This is a genomic window from uncultured Bradyrhizobium sp. (genome assembly GCF_936928535.1).
Lineage (GTDB): Bacteria > Pseudomonadota > Alphaproteobacteria > Rhizobiales > Xanthobacteraceae > Bradyrhizobium.
On the sequence record NZ_CAKZHY010000142.1, the window covers coordinates 24,889 to 43,667 of the forward strand.

Consider the following 18,779-nt stretch of genomic DNA (forward strand, 5'->3'; position numbering starts at 1 on the left):
CATCGTCCAGAAGGACGTGAGCAGTTTGATGCGCGCGTGAAACAAGCCCGCGGTCTTGGGGGACCGCGGGCTTTTTGTTTGGGCCGTCATTCCGGGGCACGCGCAGCGTGAACCCGGAATCCATCGGGCCTCAGAGTCGGTGGATGAATGGATTCCGGGCTCGCGCTTCGCGCGCCCCGGAATGACAGAGACTTACAAAAAGCTCTGCGGGTCGACATCCACTTCGAGCTTCTGGTTACCCTTCGGCTTCGGGCACACTGCGAGCCAGTTGCGCAAATAATCCGAGAGATCGAAACCGCGCGCCGATTTCACCAAAATGCGGAAGCGGTAGCGGCCCTTGATGACGGCGAGCGGGGCTTCCGCGGGGCCGAGCACGACCACGCGCTCGTCGCGCGGCGCGCGTGCCACGATCTGGCGGCCGAGGCCTTCGGCGCTCGGACGATCGCCGGCGGAGATGATGAGGCTCGCAAGGCGGCCGAACGGCGGATAGAGCGTGCGCTCGCGCAAATCGATCTCGCTGTCGTAGAAGGCCTCGCGGTCGCAGGCGATCAGCGCCTTCATCACGGGATGATCGGGCTGATGCGTCTGCAGATAGCCGACGCCGCGGCCCTGCTCGCGCCCGGCGCGGCCGATCACCTGGTTGAGCAATTGCCAGGTGCGCTCCGCCGCGCGCGGATCGCCATTGGAAAGGCCAAGATCCGCATCGACCACACCGACCAGATTGAGCCGCGGGAAATTGTGGCCTTTGGCGACGAGCTGCGTGCCGATGATGATGTCGACGCGGCCTTCGGCGATCTCGTTGAGCTCGCTGCGCATCGTCTCGATCGAGGTGATGAGATCGCTCGACAGCACCATGATGCGGGCATCCGGGAACAGCGCAGCCGCCTCTTCCTGCAGGCGCTCGACGCCGGGGCCGACCGCCACAAGTGATTCCTCGGCTGCGCAATGCGGGCAGGTCGGCGGCCGCGGCATCGAGAAGCCGCAATGGTGACAGACCAGGCGCTGGCGAAAGCGATGATCGACCAGCCAGGCATCGCAGATGGTGCAGGCGAAGCGATGACCGCAAGCACGGCACAGTGTCAGCGGCGCATAGCCGCGGCGGTTGAGAAACAGCAGCGCCTGCTCGCGCTTCTCGATCGCCTTTCTGATCTCGCCAGCCAGCCGCGGCGAGATATAGCGGCCGCGCGCAGGCGGCTCCCGGCGCAAGTCGATGGCTTCAATATGCGGCATGTGCTGGCCGCCGAAGCGCGAGGGCAGCGCGATGCGCTGGTAGCGGTTTTTGCGCGCGTTGACTTCGGACTCGACCGAGGGTGTGGCCGAGGCCAGCACGATCGGGATTTTTGCGATATGCGCGCGCACCACCGCCATGTCGCGGGCGTGATAATGCACGCCCTCGTCCTGCTTGTAGGCCTGGTCGTGCTCTTCATCGACCACGATGAGGCCGAGATTGGCGTAGGGCAGAAACAGCGCCGAGCGCGCGCCGACGACAACAGGCGCAGTGCCCTCCGAGATCGCCGCCCAATTGCGCGCGCGGGTGCGGGGCGTCAGCTCGGAGTGCCACTCGATCGGCCGCACGCCAAAGCGCTGTGCGAAACGGTCGAGGAACTGGCCGGTCAGCGCGATCTCCGGCATCAGGATCAGCGACTGCTTGCCGCGACGGATGGTTTCCGCGACCGCCTCGAAATAGACCTCGGTCTTGCCGGAGCCAGTGACGCCGTCGAGCAGCGCGACGTGGAAGGTGCCGTTGGCGGCAAGCGCACGCATCGCATCCACGCCGGCGCGCTGCAGCGGCGAAAAGTCCGGCCGGCCGAAGTCCGGATCGGGTGCCGGCGGCGGTGGCGGCGGCGGCATCGGCTCGACCGTGAGCGTGCCTTCGTCGACGAGCCCGTCGATCACGCCGGCCGAGACGCCGGCTTCCTTCGCCGCTTCGGACTTGCCATGCAGCAGCCGGTCCGACAGCACTTCAAGCAGGCGCTGCCGCGCCGGCGTCAGCCGCCGGGGAAGATCGCCGACCAGGCGCACGCCGGCGCGCGTCCGCTCGGGGCCGAGGTTCTCGCCCATGCGCAGGCACATGCGCAGCACCATGCCGCGCGGACTCAGCGTGTAATTGGCGACCCAGTCGACGACCGCGCGCAGCTCGGGTTTCAGCGGCGGAATATCGAGCTTCTCGTTGACCTCCTTGAGGCGGTTGTGCAGGCGCGGATCGGGATTGGCGTTTTCCGCCCAGACCACGGCGAGCACCTCGCGGGGCCCGAGCGGCACACCGACGAGATCGCCGGCCTTCAGCTCCATCCCGCGCGGCACCTTGTAGGAATAGGTCTGGTCGAGCGCGACCGGCACCAGCACGTCGACCATGCGGGTCGCGTTGGCGGGGGCGGTGGTACTGCGCGACGAATGATCCATCGATGGTCTTTGGGAGGAGAATCGGAACCCGGAGGGCTTCAAGGCTAGCCGCGCAAGGCGGCCTTAGCGAACGATAAACGAGTGTGATGCGATATACTGTGCGGAATCATTTCGTCCAGAGCGCATGAGCAAAGCAGCCGCCCCACACATCGAGCTCGCCAGCGCCGATCCCTCGATCGCGCAGGAGATGGCGCGCTGGCTGGCGCATCTCGGCGCCGAACGGCGGCTGTCGCCGAAGACGCTGGAAGCCTATGCCCGCGACTTGCGGCAGTGCCTGGATTTCCTTTGCGCGCATTGGGGCGAGCGCGTGACGCTGAAGCGTTTCGCGAGCCTGGAGGCCACCGACATCCGCGCCTTCATGGCGATGCGGCGCGCCGACGATATTGCGGGACGTTCACTGATGCGCGCGCTGGCGGGCTTGCGCTCGTTCGGCCGCTTTCTCGAGCGCGAAGGCAAGGGCAAGGTCGGCGCCCTCTCTGCGATCCGCGCGCCGAAGGTGGCCAAGACGCTGCCGAAGCCGCTGCCGATGGCATCGGCAAAACGCCTGGCGGATGCCGACGAGCGCGCCGGCGAGGACCGCGAAACCTGGATTCTGGCGCGCGACGCCGCCGTGATGGCGCTGCTCTATGGATCAGGCCTGCGCATCTCCGAGGCGTTGGGGCTGAAGCGTCGCGAGGTGCCGCGGCCCGGCGAAGGCGACGTGCTCGTCGTCACCGGCAAAGGCAACAAGACGCGCATGGTGCCGGTGCTGCAAAACGTGCTGGCGCTGGTACAGGAATATGTCGGGATGTGCCCGCATGCGCTGCCGCCGGAAGGACCGATCTTCGTCGGCGCGCGCGGCGGGCCGCTGAGCCCGCGCATCATCCAGCTCGCGATGGAGCGTCTGCGCGGCGCACTCGGGTTGCCCGACAGCGCCACGCCGCACGCGCTGCGGCATTCCTTCGCCACGCATCTGCTGTCGCGCGGCGGCGATCTACGCGCCATCCAGGAATTGCTCGGCCATTCCTCGCTCTCGACCACGCAGATCTATACCGGCATCGATTCCGAGCGGTTGCTGGAAGTCTATGCGAGCGCGCATCCGCGGCGCTGAAGAGCCGTTGAAGAGCCGCTGAAGATCTCGGTGATTCCTGACATCAAGCTGTCATCGCGCGCATGCCTCTTGCGCCGTACCCGCGGTTCGGTCAATCGTGGGGAACCGAGACAGGGAGGGACTCATGAGCGCACACGAGAGCATGGAGCACGCCGAGCATGCCGAGCACGCATCCGGCGAGAACAAGAAGATCGCCCTTCTGATTGCTGTGCTGGCGCTGTTCCTGGCGATCTCGGAGACGCTCGGCAAGGGTGCCCAGACCGAGTCGATCAGCAAGAATGTCGAGGCCTCCAACCTCTGGGCGTTCTTCCAGGCCAAGAGCATCCGCCGCACCGTCGTCCAGACCGCCGCCGACCAGGGCAAGCTGACGCTCGGCGCTGCCACCGACGACGCGATGAAAGCCACGGTGCAGAAGCAGATCGACGACTGGCAGAAGACCGCGGCGCGCTACCGCTCCGAGCCCGAGACCGGCGAAGGCACCGAGCAGCTCGCCGAGAAGGCCAAGGAAGCCGAGCACCAGCGCGACGAGGCGACCGCGAAATACCATCACTTCGAGCTGGCCTCCGCCGCGTTCCAGATCGGCATCGTGCTGGCATCGGCGACCATCATCACCGGCATGCTGCCGCTCGCCTGGATCGCGGGACTGCTGACACTCGCGGGCCTCGGCATGACCGTGCTCGGCGCATGGGCGCCGCATCTGCTGCATTTGCACGGGTGAGGAATTCGGCGCTAGTCCCGTCATCCTGAGGTGCGAGTGGCGCGATGCAAAGCATCGCGCCAGGAGCCTCGAAGGATGGACGGCCACGATGTAACCGCACGGAGAAAGTCGGGCCGTCGCCCTTCGAGGCTCGCCGAAGAGGCGAGCACCTCAGGGTGACGGTGATAGAGCGCACCGCCATCCCCGCACAGCAACCTCACCCTCACGTCCCGACCGCCAACGTGGCGCGCTGCTTGCGCAGCAGCGCGATCACGGACAGCGCGGTGATCATCCCGGTCTTGGGATTTTCGGACGGGATGTTTTCGATCCCCATCGAGAATCGCGCTGAATCCGCCTCGACCTCGATACGATGAACGTTGCGCGTCACGGTGGGGTCCGCCCAGACCTGCATCTGGGTGCGATCCGGACCGATACCGGCCAGCGACAGCGCAACGGCGACATTGACGTTCGCGGGAAAGCCCTTCGCCGCATCGCGCGCGCTGCCTTCGAACAGCTTCAGCGGCTCGCGCAGTTTGTCGATGTCGATGTTGTTCTGAACGATGAACGGGGCGCCCCTCAAGCCATCGATCGGCTTGCGCGTCACCATCTTCACCGAATGAATGGTGCCGACCGCGGCGGCGTTGACCGCGTCCAGCCCGATCAGCGCGCCCGTCGGCACGAGAATGCGACCGCCATTGGCGCGCGCGAGATCGACCAGGTCAAAATTGTCGAGCAGCCCACCGACGCTGACGACGACGGCGGCTCTACCGCGCCTCACCGCGGGCTCGACGATCGCGCGCAACTGGCTGCTCGGCGCGCATTCGATCACGATGTCAGTGGCCTCGCCGAGCCGGTCGATCGGCAGGATTTGCGGCTGATGGCGCAGGCCGGCCAGAAACGCCTGATGCTTGGCGGGATCGCGCACGGCCACGGCCGACAGCGTCAGCCCCTCGATGCCCTGATCGAGCGCGGTCGCGATCTTGGTACCGATCGAGCCCAGCCCCGCGATGGCCACCCGCAATTCGTTCGAAGCGTTCTGTCCGCTCATCGCATCTCACCTTTCGTCCAAACCTACGTCATAGCCGCTCACGCCTCCCGCGCATAGAAGCGCAGGCGCGCCTCCAGCACTGCCAGCATGGCATCGCGGGCCGGATCGCGCGAGCCGCGCAGCCAGGCTGCCGCCAGCGGCAGCCGGCCGACCGGACCGCTCTGCCTCGGCCGCAGCGGCACGAAGCGTACGCCTGATACCGCCATGCGCGTGGTCCAGCGCGGCACGATCGCTACGCCGAGCTTCGTTGCCACGAGGTTGATGATGGTCTGCTTCTCGTCGGCAACCTGCAGGATGCGCGGCGTCAACCCAGCCTGCTCGAACAGTTTTGTCGTGAGGTCGTGGCTGTACGGCCGCGAGCGACGATCCGGCACCAGCAACAACTCATCGGCGATATCGGCCAGCGTGACCGATTTGCGTGCGGCGAGCGCATGGCGTTGCGGAAAGGCCACGATCGCGGTCTCCTGAAGCAGAGGAAGGAACTCCAGCCGCTTGTCCGCCCGGTCGGACGGACGGACGAAGGCGAGATCGAGCGCGCCGGTCAGAATCTTTGGCAATAGCCGGATAGTCTTGTCCTCGAGAAGCTGCACCGAGATTTCAGGATGCTTGGTGCGGAAGTCGCGCAACAACAGCGGCAGCAGCCCGGAGGCGGCGCTGTCGATGGCGCCGATTCGCAGCCGCCGTGCAGCGCGTGTACGCGAGCGGTTGCGCAAATTGGTCTCGACCGCCTCGACTTTGGCAAGGATGGCGCGAGCGTCGCGCAGCAGCGTCGTGCCGTCCTCGGTGAGCGAGACGGTGCGGGTCGTGCGCGCAAACAGCCGTGTTCCCAGATCCTCTTCCAGCAACCTGATCTGGCGCCCGAGCGCGGACGGCAGCATCTGGAGATGCTGCGCCGCGCGGCCGAAATGCAGCTGCTCGGCCGCCGCCACGAAGCACCGGAGCTGATGCAATTCCATTCAATGTCCTCTCGTCTCGCCTGGGGAGATCGTCATGCCCGCGCTTGTCGCGGGCATCCACCTTCTTCCTGCCGCGTGGCAAGACGTGGATGGCTGGGCCTTCGCCTCGCCGAAGCGGCTTCGGCCGCGCAGGCGTGACAAGCCCGGCCATGACGTAGTGGGCGACTTCCTCACGAGGATTATATCATTTTTTTGTATAAACCAGCGCCAATTGAGTCTGCCTCCCGGCCCCGCCTAGACTCGCTTCCGACGGACCCATCCCTCTGACATCTCTAACGGAGCACTTCCCATGCGTACCCATTCGATCGCAGCCATTCCCGCCGACGGCATCGGCCCCGAGGTGATCTCGGCCGGCGTCCGCGTGCTCGAGGCGCTGGCCAAGCGCAGCGGCGACATCGCCTTCAACGTCAAGACGTTCGACTGGGGCTCGGATTATTACAAGAAGCATGGCGTGATGATGCCCGCCGACGGTCTCACCGAACTGAAGAAGTTCGACGCGATCTATTTCGGCGCTGTCGGCGCGCCTGATGTGCCCGATCACATCACGCTGTGGGGCTTGCGCCTGCCGATCTGCCAGGGCTTTGACCAATACGCCAATGTGCGGCCGACCAAGATCCTGCCGGGTGTGGCCTCGCCGCTGCGCAATGTCGGCGTCGGCGATCTCGACTGGGTGATCGTGCGCGAGAACTCGGAAGGCGAATATGCCGGCATGGGCGGCCGTGCGCACAAGGGCCTGCCGGAAGAGGTGGGCACGGAAGTGGCGGTGTTCACCCGCGTCGGCGTCACGCGCATCATGCGCTATGCATTTCAGCTCGCGCAGTCGCGTCCGCGCAAATTCCTGACCGTGGTGACCAAGTCGAACGCGCAGCGCCATGGCATGGTGATGTGGGACGAGATCGCCGCCGAGGTCGCGACCGAATTCCCCGACGTGACCTGGGACAAGATGCTGGTCGATGCCATGACCGTGCGCATGACGCTGCATCCGAAGAGCCTCGACACCATCGTGGCGACCAATTTGCACGCCGACATCCTTTCCGATCTCGCCGGTGCGCTCGCGGGCAGTATCGGCGTCGCACCGACCGGCAACATCGATCCGCAGCGCCGCTTTCCCTCGATGTTCGAGCCGATCCACGGCTCGGCCTTCGACATCACCGGCAAGGGCATCGCCAACCCCGTCGCGACATTCTGGACCGGCGTGCAGATGCTGGAGCATCTCGGCGAGAAGGATGCCGCCGCGCGTTTGATGAAGGCCGTCGAGCAAGTCTGCGCGGCCGGCGTGCTGACGCCCGATGTCGGCGGCAAGGCGACGACGAGGGAAGTGACCGATGCCGTGATCGACGCGATCCACGGCTCGAATGTCTGAGTGAGTTTACTCCCTCGCCCCGTTCTTGCGGAGAGAGGGTTGGGTGAGGGGCCTCTCTCCGCACGTGAGATTGTCGAGAGACCTGTACCCCCTCACCCGGATCGCAAGAGCGATCCGACCTCTCCCCACAAGCGGCCGCAAGCGGGGAGAGGTAAAACGAAAGCCTACTTCCGCTTCGCAGGCGCCGCTGGCGGCGGCACCGCCATCGCGGCTGCGACATCGGGCGGCGTCAGATGCCTGGGAACGACGATCGATTGTCCCGGCGTGAGCGTCGCGTTCTCGGCAAGCGAGTTGCTCTGCGCGATGGTCCAGACCGGCACGCGATGCGCCGCTGCAATGCTCTCCATCGTATCGCCGGCGCGGACCGGTATGCGCACCCCGCTGTCCCACAATTCGACCAGCGTGTCGCCGGGGACCTGATAACGCAGCGGCACCGCATCGGCCTCGGTCTGCACCGCCTGAATGCGCGGCAACTGCGTCACCATCTCGACGATCTGGCGGTGGATGTCGTCCGACTTCTCGATGTTGATGTGCGAGACGCGCTTGTTCAGTTTCAGATCGTAGCTCGCGTAATGGCCGTGGAAGCCGGGCACCGCCACCACATCGCCGCCGCCGAGCACGCTGTCGGACAGGAAGATGTTGATGAAGCGCTCGACATTGAGCGGCACGTCATCGGTCGCGTGCGCGGGATCGATGGTGATGACGAGGCTGATCGGGATGTTCTCCTTGGCCGCCATCTCGGAAATGAGCACCGAGCACAGCCCGCCCATCGAATGGCCCATCAGCACGATCGGTGCCGGGCTCTCCTTGTAGCTGGCGATGGCGCGGTTGCCGATCAGCCGGCACAAGGTGAATTCGTAGACGTCGGCGGAGAAGCCAGCCGCTGTCAGCTTCTCGCTGAGCCGGTCGATGCCAGTCGAGAAGATCGGCCCCATGGCGCCGCGAAACAGATAGATCTTCGGCGGCGGCAGCGGCTCGACCGGCGGCGCAGGGGGCGGCGGCGCAATCGCCGGGCTCGCAGCCGGCTTCGGCTTGGCGGGCGAAGCTGCGGCCAGACCGGGGTTCAAGGCGAGCAGCACAAGAGCTGCCAGCACCACAAGTCGCCTTGGATCAATCATCAAGTCCCGCAGTCCTACCACAGGAGGCAAGGGCCTCCATTGCGGCGCTTAGTGACCAGCGATTGAGCGGAATTTGGGGCACAGATCAAGCCGTTGCGGCCATTTCCTTGACCCTGGCCCAGGTCGTGGCGGGGTGCGCGGCACACGACGATGTGAACCGCCCGCCTGCTCCAACCGGAAGAAGCATCTTGATTTAAGAGCACATGCACGTACTTTGATCGACATAAGAGCATATGCTCTCAGATCGGCAGAGGAGCGGTATCGTGAGCGAAGCAAGCATTCTGGTCAGTGGTGCAACCGGACGCACTGGAGGAGCCGCGGTCGACGAACTGCTGAAGATGGGCAAGACGGTGCGCGCCTATGTGCGCACGGACGGCGAGCGCGCGGCTGCGCTGAGGCAGCGCGGCGTCGAGATCGCGATCGGCGATTTCACCGATATCGACGCCATTCGCGCCGCCATGGAGGGCATCCGATCCGCCTATTTCCTTCATCCGATCGCGCCGGGAATCATCAGCGCAGCCGCCTGTTTCGCCCAGGCCGCGAAGGAAGCCGGCGTCAGCGCGATCGTGAACATGTCGCAGATTTCGGCATACCGGGAATCGGCGAGCCATGCGGCACAGGACCACTGGATTTCGGAGCGCGTATTCGACTGGTCAGGGGTCGCGGCGACGCATCTGCGCCCGACCTTCTTTGCCGACTGGCTGGTCTACCCGCATTTCGGCAAGGAGATCTGGGCAAAGAAGAAGATCGAATTTCCGTTTGAGAACGGACGCCACGCGCCGATCGCCAGCAACGATCAGGGTCGTGTTATCGCCCACCTCCTGGCCAAGCCGCAAGGGCACGAAGGCAAGGTCTATCCGCTGTACGGTCCGGTGGAGATCAACCACACCGAGATTGCCGCCGAGATGAGCGAAGTGCTCGGCGCGAGGATCGACTACGCGCCGACGTCGATCGCGGCGTTCAAGGAGAGGATGGAGAAGCTCTACAAGTTTCCTCCGTTCCTGGTGCAGCACCTGGTCGAAGTCGCCCAGAATTACCGCGACGGAATCTTCTCGGGCACCAACGATGTCGTCCAGACGATCACGGGAACGCCGCCGCTCACGGTCCGGCAATTCATCGCGCAAAACCGCGCGGTGTTCACCTGAACACAACCAACTTTTTTCCCCTGAACGCAAAGGAACATCGTCATGGACATCAAGAACGCAACCGTCTTCATCACTGGCGCCAATCGCGGCCTGGGTCTCGCCTTTGCACGCGAGGCGCGTCGCCGCGGAGCCGCGAAAGTCTACGCAGGCATGCGCAAGACCGGCGGATTCAATGAACCCGGCATCATCCCGGTCAAGATCGACGTGACCGATCCGGCATCGATCGCGGCCGCCGCCGAACTCGCGGCCGATACGACGGTGCTGATCAACAACGCCGGCATCGCCGCTTTGATCGACAACCCCTTGTCGGCCGACGTCGCGGCACAATCGGCCCGCATGTTCGACACCAACTATTACGGTGTCGTGCGCGTCACGCAGGCCTTCGAGCCGGGATTGTCGACGAAGCCGAAGGCCGCGATCATCAACGTGCTCTCCGACATCGTCTGGCTGCCGCGGCCGATCCTGGCGCCCTACGCCGCATCGAAGGCGGCGGCCTGGAGCTATACCAACCAGCTTCGCTTTCACCTGCGCGAGCGCGGCGTCCAGGTTCTTGGGTTGCATGTCGGGTTCATCGATACTGACCTGACCAACGGCCTTGACGTGCCGAAAGCGAATCCCGCAGACGTGGTGAGCCAGACCTATGACGCGCTTGCCGCGGGCAAGAGCGAAGTGATGGCCGACACGGGGACGGTGGCGCTGAAGAGCACGCTTGCAGCCGAAGAGCCCGGTTACATCACCCCGCCACAGGGGTTTTGAGGAAGGGTTTTGAGAATATCGCTGCGCCCGCGCCGCGCCTATATTCGCGGCGCGGGCCGTCGATGAGAATCGACGACGACAGGGAGACGATGCCGGTGACCAGGCCTCTTGGGATCAATCAATGCAACTGCTTCGCCCTGAGGAAGGCCAACCGGCAGATCTCGCGCTTCTACGATGCGCATCTCGAGCCGATCGGCCTGCGCATCACCCAATTCCTCACCCTCTCGGCCCTGAACGAGCTCGGAAGCGCGGGGGTCAATATGCTCGCCGAGCAGCTCGACATCGAACGTACCGCGATGGGCAAGATGGTCGGCTTCCTGGAGCGTGACGGTCTCGTCAAAGTGCGGCCCTCGCCGACCGACGGGCGAAGCCGCCTGGTCGAGCTCTCCGAAGCGGGGCGGCGTCTTCACGACAAGGCCGCCCCGCTTTGGCAGCGCGCCCAGCGGGAGTTCGAGCAGTTGAACGGCGCGAAAAATGTCGCCGTGCTGCGGGGAGCCTTGCGCGACATGGCCGTCGGCGACCTCAAGCCTGGCTCATCCGAGGACTGAAACGGCGCTATCCGAGGACGCGATCACAATTGATGCCGGCGGGCGCCGAGCGAGAAGCCGACACACTTGAAGTGGGCATCGAGTGAAGAGGCCCGGTCAACAAGACCGGATCTCGCCCTTCCCATCATCGCTGCCATCGATTTACTGCTTGCTCTTGAGCCGGCTCCGATGCGCGGCCTGCTTGGCGCGATTGCCGCAGACCGCCATGATGCACCATCGCCGTGCGCGCCTGCGCGTGTGGTCGGCGAACAGCATCGTGCAGTTATGGCCCTCGCACGCTTTCACGTCCGAAAAGTCTTCGTCGCAGACGAATTTCGCCATCGCCTCACCGATCGGCAACATCAGCGACTCCGGTGATCGCCAGCGCCGCGTCGTCCGCAGCATGAGCCCATGATGGCCGTCGTCGTGCCGCGGCTCGATCCGGCGGAAGATCTCGTCCTGTTCCAGAAGATTGTTGAGCGGACCGAGCTCCTTCAGGGCCGTCGCTGCGAGCGGCCGACCCGCGTGCGTGCGGACAAAGCTCCTGAACCATTCGCGCAAGGCCCGCGCCTGATCCGCGACCTTGTCCAACTCACCAGGCCTGGCGCGTGCGCTCAGCGCCTCCAGTTCGTCCGTGGGCACCAGCTTCGCCTGCGCCAGCCAATCGATCAGCCCGTCGCCATCGGCGATCCAGTCGACGGGCGTATCGACCGGCGTCGCGATCGAATTCAGGAAATCGAGACCAAGCGAGTCCGCGATGAATATGGCAGGCGGTCTGTTTTGCACGTGTGGCTCCCCAGCCGGAAACAGCGCTAACGTAACCTATAAAAAGCCGATTGACAAGTTACGAGACGCATGTGTAACCTATTTAAGTCGATTAGACAGGTTACAATGGATACAGCGATGGCCAAGAGCGACGTCACGGTGGTCCTGGCCCACTGCGCGTGGGCGGACGGGTCGAGTTGGGCGCGGGTCATCACGGCGCTTGCTGCCGAGGGCATCAAGGCGCGGGCGGCGCCGCTGCCGCTGACCTCGCTTGCGGACGATGTCGCCGCACTCAACCGCAGATTGGATCGCACCGCCGGCCCGATTGTGCTTGCCGGACATGCCTATGCCGGTGCCGTGATCGCGCTCGCACGCCCCGAGCGCCTGAAGGCGCTTGTCTATGTGGCGGCGCTGGCGCCTGACGAAGGCGAGAAGGTTGCGGACGTGTTCTACCGCCTGCCCTCGCACCCACAGGCCCCTAAGCTCGCGCCTGACGATAACGGCCTGATCTGGTTGCCCGAGGACGCCTTCGCCGCAGCCTTCGCCCAGAACGCCACCGCGGAAGATCATGCAGTGCTGGCTGCCGTGCAGCGGCCGATCTCGGTGAACTGCATCACGGTCCCGGCGGGCCGCCCGCTCTGGAACAACCTTCCGAGCTGGTTCTTGATTGCCGAGCAGGATCGCATGATCGTTCCGGAGACGCAGCGCTTCGTGGCGGAGCGCATGAAGGCGAACATCCGCACGCTCGCGGTCGATCACACACCTGGTGTCACCGCACCCAGGGCCGTCGCCGACATCATTCGGGACGCGGTGCATGCCGCGGATGGCAAGTAGCACGCCACCGCCCGAGCGTCGGATCTCATCTCACCAAGACAGCACAGCAATCACCAGTGACGGAGACTATCATGACCTCCACCAGATATCGCACAGCCGACGTCGACGGCTTCAAGGTGTTCTATCGCGAAGCGGGCCGCGCCGGCGCGCCGAAGCTTCTGCTGCTGCACGGCTTCCCGAGCGCAGGTCACATGTTCCGCGACCTGATCCCGCTGCTGGCCGACAAGTTTCACATCGTCGCGCCCGACCTGCCCGGCTTCGGCCAGTCCGACATTCCCTCGCGCGAGCGCTTTAGCTACACGTTCGACAACATCGCACGGGTGATCGAGCGCTTCACCGAGGTGATCGGCTTCGACCGTTTCGCAGTCTACGTCTTCGACTACGGCGCGCCGACCGGCTTCCGGCTTGCGCTCAGCCATCCCGAACGGATCACGGCGATCATCTCTCAGAACGGCAATGCCTATGAGGACGGCCTCAGCGATGGCTGGACTCCGATCAAGGCCTATTGGCAGGATCCCTCACCCGCCAATCGCGAGGCACTGCGCGGCTTCCTCACACCGGATGCGACACGCTGGCAGTATACGCACGGCGTCCCCGATCCGACGGCCGTATCGCCGGATGGCCAGAACCTCGACAATTTCTACCTGGCACGCCCTGGCTCGGACGATGTGCAGCTCGACCTGTTCGGCGACTACAAGAGCAATGTCGCGCTCTATCCGGCCTTCCAGGAGTATTTCCGCAAGCACAAGCCGCCTCTTCTCGCCGTCTGGGGCAAGAACGATCCGTTCTTCATCCCGCCCGGCGCAGAAGCGTACCGGCGCGACAATCCGAACGCCGTGGTGAAATTCCTCGACACCGGACATTTCGCGCTGGAGACCCATGCACGCGAGATCGCGGATGCCATCCGCGGCTTCCTGAGCTAGCGAGAGCGGTCCGCTGCGGCGGACGGGCAGCGCGGACAAGACAATGCCGCCGTCGACAATCAAGTCGGCGGCGGCACGGTCAGATCAGCATTTGCTGGCGCCAGGTCTCAGTTCCTCGCAGGCGCCGTTGCGGCCGCCGCGCGCGCTGCTCGCGGAGCCGCCGCGGGTTCGGCAATCTGAACAGCCGGACCGCGCGAGCGGGCGATCGCGGCGTCGATCTCGGCGATGACGCGGCGCTGAATTGCCTCGTTCTTGTCGATGGTGATGTGGCCGACGCCGCTGCCGCGCACGTCGACATTGTCGAGCTTGCCGCGCAGGCCGGCCGCGGCGCGCACCGGCTCGCCCGGACCGTCGCCGATATAGATGTTGATGTAGCGATCGGCGCCGGTCGAGAGCTTGGTCTTGAACACGGAGTCGAGGCCGATCGCGAGCTTCACTGGCACGCCGAGATGATTGAGCTTGGCGATCATGTCGGGCAGCGCGGTCGCGCCCGAGGAATGACCGACCAGGACGATGGTCTTGATGCGGCCCGCCCTGTATTCGGTCGCGGCCTCATCGGCGAGCGAGGACCAGGACACGAAGTTCGCGACCGTCACCGGGATGCCCTGCGCCTGAAGGCGGGCGCCGATCGTGTCGAGCCCGAGCGAGAAGATGTTGAGCACGCCGCGGAGCAGATAGACGTGCGTCGTCGCAGCCGCCTGGCTCGGCGCCGCCCTGGCAGGGGCCGGGCTCATGGCAACAACTGACAGCAGGAGCAGGCAGATCGCCCACACGCGGAGGGCGGGCAACTGGCTTGCACCGGCGGTGTGACGGCCGTTCAGTCTCATTGATGTTTTCCCTGGGGACATCCGCTTTGCGATTGGCCGGAATCGTAGCAACGGCCTGCTCGCAGACGCAACTAAGAGCCGCGTGAACGGCCATCTTCGCTGCAATCCGTGACCATCGCGCAACACCTGACCGAAACCTACCACCAAATGGCCGGTTTTGAGACCATTTTTCCCCAGGCGATTGCGACCGGCCAAAGCCATTCCTATTTCGGGGGTCCGCCGGACGGCCCGCCAGGTGCAGTTCCGGTGCATCCCCCACCCCCCCTCAGCGGCCCTCATGTCCTCCATCATTTCCGTCGCCAACCTGTCGAAGACCTATGGGTCCGGCTTCAAGGCGCTCAAGAACGTCAATCTCGACATCAAGCGCGGCGAGATCTTTGCGCTGCTCGGGCCGAACGGCGCGGGCAAGACCACGCTGATCTCGATCATCTGCGGCATCGCCAATCCGAGCGAAGGCAAGGTCCTCGTCGGCGGCGAGAACATACAGACCTCCTACCGCAAGGCCCGCTCGCTGATCGGCCTGGTGCCGCAGGAATTGCATACCGACGCCTTCGAGAGCGTGTGGGCGACAGTGAGCTTCTCCCGCGGCCTGTTCGGCAAGCCGAAGAACCCCGATCATATCGAGAAGGTGCTCAAGGACCTCTCGCTCTGGGACAAGAAGGACAACACGCTGCGCCAGCTTTCGGGCGGCATGAAGCGGCGCGTGCTGATCGCCAAGGCGCTGAGTCACGAGCCGGAAATCCTGTTCCTCGACGAGCCGACCGCCGGCGTCGACGTGACGCTGCGCAAGGATATGTGGCGCGTCGTCGAGCAGCTGCGCGAATCCGGCGTGACGATCATCCTGACGACGCATTACATCGAAGAGGCCGAGGAGATCGCCGATCGCGTCGGCGTCATCAATGGCGGCAAGCTGCTGCTCGTCGAAGAGAAGGCGGCGCTGATGGCCAAGCTCGGCCGCAAGCAGCTGATCCTCGAACTCGCCGAGCCGCTCGACAAACTGCCGGAGCATTTTGCCGGAAACGGCCTGTCGCTCGAACAGGGCGGCACGCGGCTGGTCTATAATTTCGACGCGCATAACGAGCAGGAAAGCATAGCAGCGCTCCTGACCCGGCTTTCGGCCGACAACATCCATTTCAAGGATCTCTCGACGCGGCAGAGCTCGCTCGAGGATATCTTCGTGGCACTCGTGGGAGGCGCCAAGTGAATATCGAAGCCATCAAGTCCATCTATTTCTTCGAGATGGCCCGCACGCGCCGCACGCTGCTGCAGAGCGTCGTGTCTCCCGTCATCTCCACCTCGCTCTATTTCATCGTCTTCGGTGCAGCCGTCGGCTCGCGGATCCAGACGGTGGAGGGCGTCTCCTACGGGGCCTTCATCACGCCCGGCCTGATCATGCTGACGCTGCTCGGCCAGTGCATCAGCAACGGTTCCTTCGGCATCTATTTCCCGAAATTCACCGGGACGATCTACGAAGTGCTGTCGGCGCCCGTGGCGATGACCGAGATCCTGCTCGGCTATGTCGGGGCCGCTGCGACCAAGGGGTTGCTGATCGGGCTGATCATTCTGCTGACGGCCAATGCCTTCGTGGAGGTGCGCATTGAGCATCCCTTCATGATGATCCTGTTCTTCCTGCTGACCGCCATCACCTTCAGCCTGTTCGGCTTCATGATCGGCATCTGGGCGGGTAATTTCGAGCAGCTGAACCTGATCCCGATGCTGGTCGTGCCGCCGCTCACCTTCCTCGGCGGCAGCTTCTACTCGATCAACATGCTGCCGCCCTTCTGGCAGGCAGTCAGCCATTTCAACCCGGTGCTCTATCTCGTCAGCGGCTTTCGCTGGAGTTTCTACGGGATCGCCGATGTCAATCCGCTGATCAGCCTGTCGATGATCACGCTGTTCCTGGCGATCTGCCTTGGCACGCTTGGGTGGATGTTCAAGACCGGTTACCGGCTTCGCAACTGAGGTGCAATTGCACGCAGGTGTTGAATTCGTACATCGACACGTATCGCCGTGATGCAAATGTGCAATGCATGGCTGTGCAATAGCTGAAATCTCAAGGAAGATTTTACCTATGGTGGCGTGATTTCGCGTTTACGTGTGGAAATCTTGCCTTGTCACGCTTCCGTCACGCGACAACCTTATCGTTAGTGTGCTTAATTAGCTTTGCGAAGCGAGGGGATCGCTAGCGTCTCCTTCACTTCTGTCTTCGGACGGCGGTGAAGATTCTACCGCCACTAGAATACGGACGCCGAGAATGATCAGACTGCAAATTTTGTTCGCTGTCGCGTTCATGGTCGCGATGTGCTCGCTGGCCTTTGCCGTCAGCTACAACCATTCGAAGGTGAGCGACAGCCACACGGGAAGCACCGGCTTTCTCTGGCTCTCGGCCTCGAGCTGATGCTTGCCGCCTTTTAACGTGCATATCTCTCGAGGATCGCGCCACCGAAGGCCGGCAGCAATCCGAAGATCAGAAGCTGCAGCGTGCCTTCGATCACGACAAGCCAGTTCAGCAGGAAAGCTGCCGCCAGACCCGCGGCGCAGCCGATAATGAACGTGCCGTATCCCCGCATGTCGCTGTCCTTACCGGCTGCCTGATATGGCCAACAGAACTCAGTTTTGCGTCGGGCGGATATTGCCGACGCCGATTTCGCCTTCGAGCACGCCGCGCTGCAGATCGCTGCGGCCATGCTCGATCTCGATGACGCTGTAAAGCTTGTCGTTGCGGAAGGCGCTGGCATTGATCGTCGTGACATCCTCGGCGGGCGCGGAATCGATCTCCATGAAATCGAGCTCCCGGCTTGCCGCCACGATCCGCACATCGCCTGCCGTGCGGGCCGCGACGATCACTTCGCCTTGTGACGGCGTGTTCTGCCAGTTGGTGTCGGTGGGGGCTGCGATCGGCACCAGCCGATAGACGTTCAGCTCCTCGTCGCCTGTTGCATGCCCGTGCTCTCGGGCGGCATCTTCCATCTGCGCCTGGCTTTCGACGGATTGTCCGAAATGGGTGCGGCTGACGCCATTGAAGGCATCCTTGCCGCCGGTTCTGACGGTATTCGACATGGTGATCTCCTATTCTTCGCGCTGGCAGCCGCTCACTTGGCGTTGATGGTCGGCAGAAAGAGTTCGACCTGCCTGCGGCTATCCGTGTCGAGCGTTTCGACGCGCGCCTTCCAGAAAGCAGCCGCCTCCGGGGTGTCGGCTTCCCAGCTGCGGGTGGACACGATGTTATCGTCCACCACCGCCCGGCGATGCCCGCCGAGACGCATATATTCGTCGGCAATGTCCTTGGTCCGGTTGTCCATGACGGCCTCCTTTCAAGGTTTGAACCCCGTTGGAGCGTGCAAGTTCCATGGATGTGCCGATAAAGGCGGGGCTCAATCCCGCAGGCGCAGCTCGTCGGTCTGCATCTGCATCGAGCCCAGCGTCTCCAGGAAGCTCATGCCGAGGAGGCTCTGGTCGAGTTTGCCGTCTTCGGCGACGCTGGCGGCGACGCCGGTGCGGGTGATGGGGCCGATGGAGACGCGGTCGAGGGTGACGGGGGCGGCGCGGGTGCGGCCGTTGGCGGTCATCACCGTCATCGAGTATTCGAGATTCTCGGGGATGATGCCGATGCGTTCGGCGTCGGCATGTGAGAGCGCGACCATGCTGGCGCCGGTATCGACCAGCATCTGGATCGTCTGGCCGTTGACGGCGACGTCGGCTTCGAAATGGCCGTTCAGCAGCTTGTGGAGGATGACCTCGCTGCCGCCTTCGCTGGTGGTAACGACCACGGCGCGGCCGGGCACGAGGCCGGCGAGCAACCGGTTGCCGACGCCCTGCAGATCCTGCCGGTAGAGATAGACGGTGGCGAGCGCCAGGATGATGACCAGCCAGATCATCAGATTGCGCATCGTCTCGCCGATATTGCGCCGGCTTGCCCATAGGCCGGCGGACAGCATCAGCGCGATCGGCAGCAGATAGATCATGCGGCCGAAATCATCGGCTTCCATGCCCATGATCCGGTCATTGCCGTTGTTGAAGAGAAGGATTGCAAGACCGATGCCGATGATCAGCAGGAAGACCGTCAGGCGGGTCATGCAGAGTGCCTCGCGTTGGTATTTTGCCGGCTATCGTTCTGCGTGGGGCCATCGAAGAGGCGGGCGGGGAGAACAGCCATCAGCCGGGCGCGCTCCGCATCGGAATAGCTCATCCAGCCGCCGATTTCCTGAATCGTGCGGCCGCAGCCCATGCAAAAGCCGGTTGCGGGGTCCATCGAGCATACGTTGATGCAGGGTGTTTGCATGAGCGATATATCGTTGTTTCACAAGGCCATGGCAAGGGCGCAGAA

The 18,779-nt window shown here is 64.1% G+C and carries 22 protein-coding genes; 11 read left to right on the forward strand and 11 right to left on the reverse strand.

The genetic code is table 11. The features are described from left to right. Positions 1–192: 192 nt before the first annotated feature. Positions 193–2,403, reverse strand: a complete 2,211-nt coding sequence (locus tag Q0687_RS27895; protein ID WP_298884275.1) for a primosomal protein N' — start codon at positions 2,401–2,403, stop codon at positions 193–195. Between the two features lie 124 nt (positions 2,404–2,527). Between Q0687_RS27895 and Q0687_RS27900 the strand changes: the two genes are divergently transcribed. After that, complete coding sequence (locus tag Q0687_RS27900; RefSeq protein WP_298884277.1) at positions 2,528–3,493, forward strand: tyrosine recombinase XerC; 966 nt, start codon at positions 2,528–2,530, stop codon at positions 3,491–3,493. A gap of 124 nt (positions 3,494–3,617) precedes the next feature. Beyond that, positions 3,618–4,211, forward strand: a complete 594-nt coding sequence (locus Q0687_RS27905; protein ID WP_298884279.1) for a DUF4337 domain-containing protein — start codon at positions 3,618–3,620, stop codon at positions 4,209–4,211. Positions 4,212–4,413: 202 nt separating this feature from the next. Here the strand turns inward: Q0687_RS27905 and Q0687_RS27910 are convergent, their stop codons facing one another. Continuing rightward, positions 4,414–5,238, reverse strand: a complete 825-nt coding sequence (locus Q0687_RS27910; protein ID WP_298884280.1) for an aspartate dehydrogenase — start codon at positions 5,236–5,238, stop codon at positions 4,414–4,416. A gap of 38 nt (positions 5,239–5,276) precedes the next feature. Continuing rightward, positions 5,277–6,194 (reverse strand): LysR family transcriptional regulator, encoded by a 918-nt coding sequence (locus tag Q0687_RS27915; RefSeq protein WP_298884282.1) that lies wholly within the window; start codon positions 6,192–6,194, stop codon positions 5,277–5,279. 289 nt (positions 6,195–6,483) lie between these two features. Here Q0687_RS27915 and Q0687_RS27920 point away from each other — a divergent pair, with 289 nt between their 5' ends. After that, positions 6,484–7,557 carry a tartrate dehydrogenase gene (locus Q0687_RS27920; protein WP_298884285.1) on the forward strand — a complete coding sequence of 358 codons (1,074 nt, stop codon included), beginning with the start codon at positions 6,484–6,486 and terminating at the stop codon, positions 7,555–7,557. A gap of 164 nt (positions 7,558–7,721) precedes the next feature. Here Q0687_RS27920 and Q0687_RS27925 read toward each other — a convergent pair whose 3' ends face one another. Then, a complete protein-coding gene (locus tag Q0687_RS27925; RefSeq protein ID WP_298884288.1) occupies positions 7,722–8,675 on the reverse strand; it encodes a LysM peptidoglycan-binding domain-containing protein in 954 nt (317 codons plus the stop codon). Between the two features lie 263 nt (positions 8,676–8,938). On the opposite strand from Q0687_RS27925, the gene Q0687_RS27930 reads away from it, so the two are divergent. The 3 genes from Q0687_RS27930 to Q0687_RS27940 all read left to right on the forward strand — a co-directional run bounded on the left by Q0687_RS27930 (position 8,939) and on the right by Q0687_RS27940 (position 11,124). Next, positions 8,939–9,820 carry an NmrA family NAD(P)-binding protein gene (locus Q0687_RS27930; protein WP_298884291.1) on the forward strand — a complete coding sequence of 294 codons (882 nt, stop codon included), beginning with the start codon at positions 8,939–8,941 and terminating at the stop codon, positions 9,818–9,820. A gap of 42 nt (positions 9,821–9,862) precedes the next feature. Next, complete coding sequence (locus tag Q0687_RS27935; RefSeq protein ID WP_298884294.1) at positions 9,863–10,576, forward strand: SDR family oxidoreductase; 714 nt, start codon at positions 9,863–9,865, stop codon at positions 10,574–10,576. 89 nt (positions 10,577–10,665) lie between these two features. Beyond that, the gene (locus Q0687_RS27940; protein ID WP_298884338.1) at positions 10,666–11,124 is read left to right on the forward strand and encodes a MarR family winged helix-turn-helix transcriptional regulator; all 459 of its coding nucleotides are present in this window, start codon (positions 10,666–10,668) and stop codon (positions 11,122–11,124) included. A 141-nt stretch (positions 11,125–11,265) separates the two neighbouring features. On the opposite strand, the gene Q0687_RS27945 is transcribed toward Q0687_RS27940, so the two are convergent. Then, entirely contained in the window at positions 11,266–11,889 is a 624-nt protein-coding gene (locus tag Q0687_RS27945; RefSeq protein WP_298884297.1) for an ABATE domain-containing protein, read from the reverse strand. 117 nt (positions 11,890–12,006) lie between these two features. On the opposite strand from Q0687_RS27945, the gene Q0687_RS27950 reads away from it, so the two are divergent. Both Q0687_RS27950 and Q0687_RS27955 read left to right on the forward strand, forming a co-directional pair. Then, positions 12,007–12,702, forward strand: coding sequence for an alpha/beta hydrolase (locus tag Q0687_RS27950; protein WP_298884300.1), 696 nt, complete (start codon positions 12,007–12,009; stop codon positions 12,700–12,702). Positions 12,703–12,773: 71 nt separating this feature from the next. Then, complete coding sequence (locus tag Q0687_RS27955; protein WP_298884302.1) at positions 12,774–13,625, forward strand: alpha/beta hydrolase; 852 nt, start codon at positions 12,774–12,776, stop codon at positions 13,623–13,625. Positions 13,626–13,732: 107 nt separating this feature from the next. On the opposite strand, the gene Q0687_RS27960 is transcribed toward Q0687_RS27955, so the two are convergent. Then, the gene (locus Q0687_RS27960) at positions 13,733–14,452 is read right to left on the reverse strand and encodes a hypothetical protein (RefSeq protein ID WP_298884304.1); all 720 of its coding nucleotides are present in this window, start codon (positions 14,450–14,452) and stop codon (positions 13,733–13,735) included. 277 nt (positions 14,453–14,729) lie between these two features. Here Q0687_RS27960 and Q0687_RS27965 point away from each other — a divergent pair, with 277 nt between their 5' ends. The 3 genes from Q0687_RS27965 (at position 14,730) to Q0687_RS27975 (ending at position 16,850) form a co-directional block, all read left to right on the forward strand. Next, positions 14,730–15,656, forward strand: coding sequence for an ABC transporter ATP-binding protein (locus tag Q0687_RS27965; protein WP_298884307.1), 927 nt, complete (start codon positions 14,730–14,732; stop codon positions 15,654–15,656). Next, a complete protein-coding gene (locus tag Q0687_RS27970; protein ID WP_112716691.1) occupies positions 15,653–16,414 on the forward strand; it encodes an ABC transporter permease in 762 nt (253 codons plus the stop codon). Before Q0687_RS27965 ends, Q0687_RS27970 begins: the two co-directional genes overlap by 4 nt. A gap of 292 nt (positions 16,415–16,706) precedes the next feature. Further along, positions 16,707–16,850 carry a hypothetical protein gene (locus Q0687_RS27975; protein WP_162708682.1) on the forward strand — a complete coding sequence of 48 codons (144 nt, stop codon included), beginning with the start codon at positions 16,707–16,709 and terminating at the stop codon, positions 16,848–16,850. Positions 16,851–16,863: 13 nt separating this feature from the next. On the opposite strand, the gene Q0687_RS27980 is transcribed toward Q0687_RS27975, so the two are convergent. From Q0687_RS27980 to Q0687_RS28000, 5 genes are all read right to left on the reverse strand, one after another. Beyond that, the gene (locus Q0687_RS27980) at positions 16,864–17,022 is read right to left on the reverse strand and encodes a hypothetical protein (RefSeq protein ID WP_298884323.1); all 159 of its coding nucleotides are present in this window, start codon (positions 17,020–17,022) and stop codon (positions 16,864–16,866) included. 40 nt (positions 17,023–17,062) lie between these two features. Next, complete coding sequence (locus tag Q0687_RS27985) at positions 17,063–17,512, reverse strand: hypothetical protein (RefSeq protein ID WP_298884325.1); 450 nt, start codon at positions 17,510–17,512, stop codon at positions 17,063–17,065. Positions 17,513–17,544: 32 nt separating this feature from the next. After that, the gene (locus Q0687_RS27990) at positions 17,545–17,754 is read right to left on the reverse strand and encodes a hypothetical protein (protein WP_130278143.1); all 210 of its coding nucleotides are present in this window, start codon (positions 17,752–17,754) and stop codon (positions 17,545–17,547) included. Positions 17,755–17,826: 72 nt separating this feature from the next. Further along, positions 17,827–18,528 (reverse strand): TIGR02281 family clan AA aspartic protease, encoded by a 702-nt coding sequence (locus Q0687_RS27995; RefSeq protein WP_298884330.1) that lies wholly within the window; start codon positions 18,526–18,528, stop codon positions 17,827–17,829. Beyond that, positions 18,525–18,734 (reverse strand): DUF1289 domain-containing protein, encoded by a 210-nt coding sequence (locus Q0687_RS28000; RefSeq protein ID WP_298884333.1) that lies wholly within the window; start codon positions 18,732–18,734, stop codon positions 18,525–18,527. Before Q0687_RS28000 ends, Q0687_RS27995 begins: the two co-directional genes overlap by 4 nt. Positions 18,735–18,779: the final 45 nt, after the last annotated feature.

Coding starts and splice junctions, on each gene's coding strand:
- Q0687_RS27895 (WP_298884275.1), bottom strand. CDS start 2,403: ATGGATCATTCGTCGCGCAGTACCACCGCCCCCGCCAACGCGACCCGC.
- Q0687_RS27900 (WP_298884277.1), top strand. CDS start 2,528: ATGAGCAAAGCAGCCGCCCCACACATCGAGCTCGCCAGCGCCGATCCC.
- Q0687_RS27905 (WP_298884279.1), top strand. CDS start 3,618: ATGAGCGCACACGAGAGCATGGAGCACGCCGAGCATGCCGAGCACGCA.
- Q0687_RS27910 (WP_298884280.1), bottom strand. CDS start 5,238: ATGAGCGGACAGAACGCTTCGAACGAATTGCGGGTGGCCATCGCGGGG.
- Q0687_RS27915 (WP_298884282.1), bottom strand. CDS start 6,194: ATGGAATTGCATCAGCTCCGGTGCTTCGTGGCGGCGGCCGAGCAGCTG.
- Q0687_RS27920 (WP_298884285.1), top strand. CDS start 6,484: ATGCGTACCCATTCGATCGCAGCCATTCCCGCCGACGGCATCGGCCCC.
- Q0687_RS27925 (WP_298884288.1), bottom strand. CDS start 8,675: ATGATTGATCCAAGGCGACTTGTGGTGCTGGCAGCTCTTGTGCTGCTC.
- Q0687_RS27935 (WP_298884294.1), top strand. CDS start 9,863: ATGGACATCAAGAACGCAACCGTCTTCATCACTGGCGCCAATCGCGGC.
- Q0687_RS27940 (WP_298884338.1), top strand. CDS start 10,666: ATGCCGGTGACCAGGCCTCTTGGGATCAATCAATGCAACTGCTTCGCC.
- Q0687_RS27950 (WP_298884300.1), top strand. CDS start 12,007: ATGGCCAAGAGCGACGTCACGGTGGTCCTGGCCCACTGCGCGTGGGCG.
- Q0687_RS27955 (WP_298884302.1), top strand. CDS start 12,774: ATGACCTCCACCAGATATCGCACAGCCGACGTCGACGGCTTCAAGGTG.
- Q0687_RS27960 (WP_298884304.1), bottom strand. CDS start 14,452: ATGAGACTGAACGGCCGTCACACCGCCGGTGCAAGCCAGTTGCCCGCC.
- Q0687_RS27965 (WP_298884307.1), top strand. CDS start 14,730: ATGTCCTCCATCATTTCCGTCGCCAACCTGTCGAAGACCTATGGGTCC.
- Q0687_RS27975 (WP_162708682.1), top strand. CDS start 16,707: ATGATCAGACTGCAAATTTTGTTCGCTGTCGCGTTCATGGTCGCGATG.
- Q0687_RS27980 (WP_298884323.1), bottom strand. CDS start 17,022: ATGCGGGGATACGGCACGTTCATTATCGGCTGCGCCGCGGGTCTGGCG.
- Q0687_RS27985 (WP_298884325.1), bottom strand. CDS start 17,512: ATGTCGAATACCGTCAGAACCGGCGGCAAGGATGCCTTCAATGGCGTC.
- Q0687_RS27990 (WP_130278143.1), bottom strand. CDS start 17,754: ATGGACAACCGGACCAAGGACATTGCCGACGAATATATGCGTCTCGGC.
- Q0687_RS27995 (WP_298884330.1), bottom strand. CDS start 18,528: ATGACCCGCCTGACGGTCTTCCTGCTGATCATCGGCATCGGTCTTGCA.
- Q0687_RS28000 (WP_298884333.1), bottom strand. CDS start 18,734: ATGCAAACACCCTGCATCAACGTATGCTCGATGGACCCCGCAACCGGC.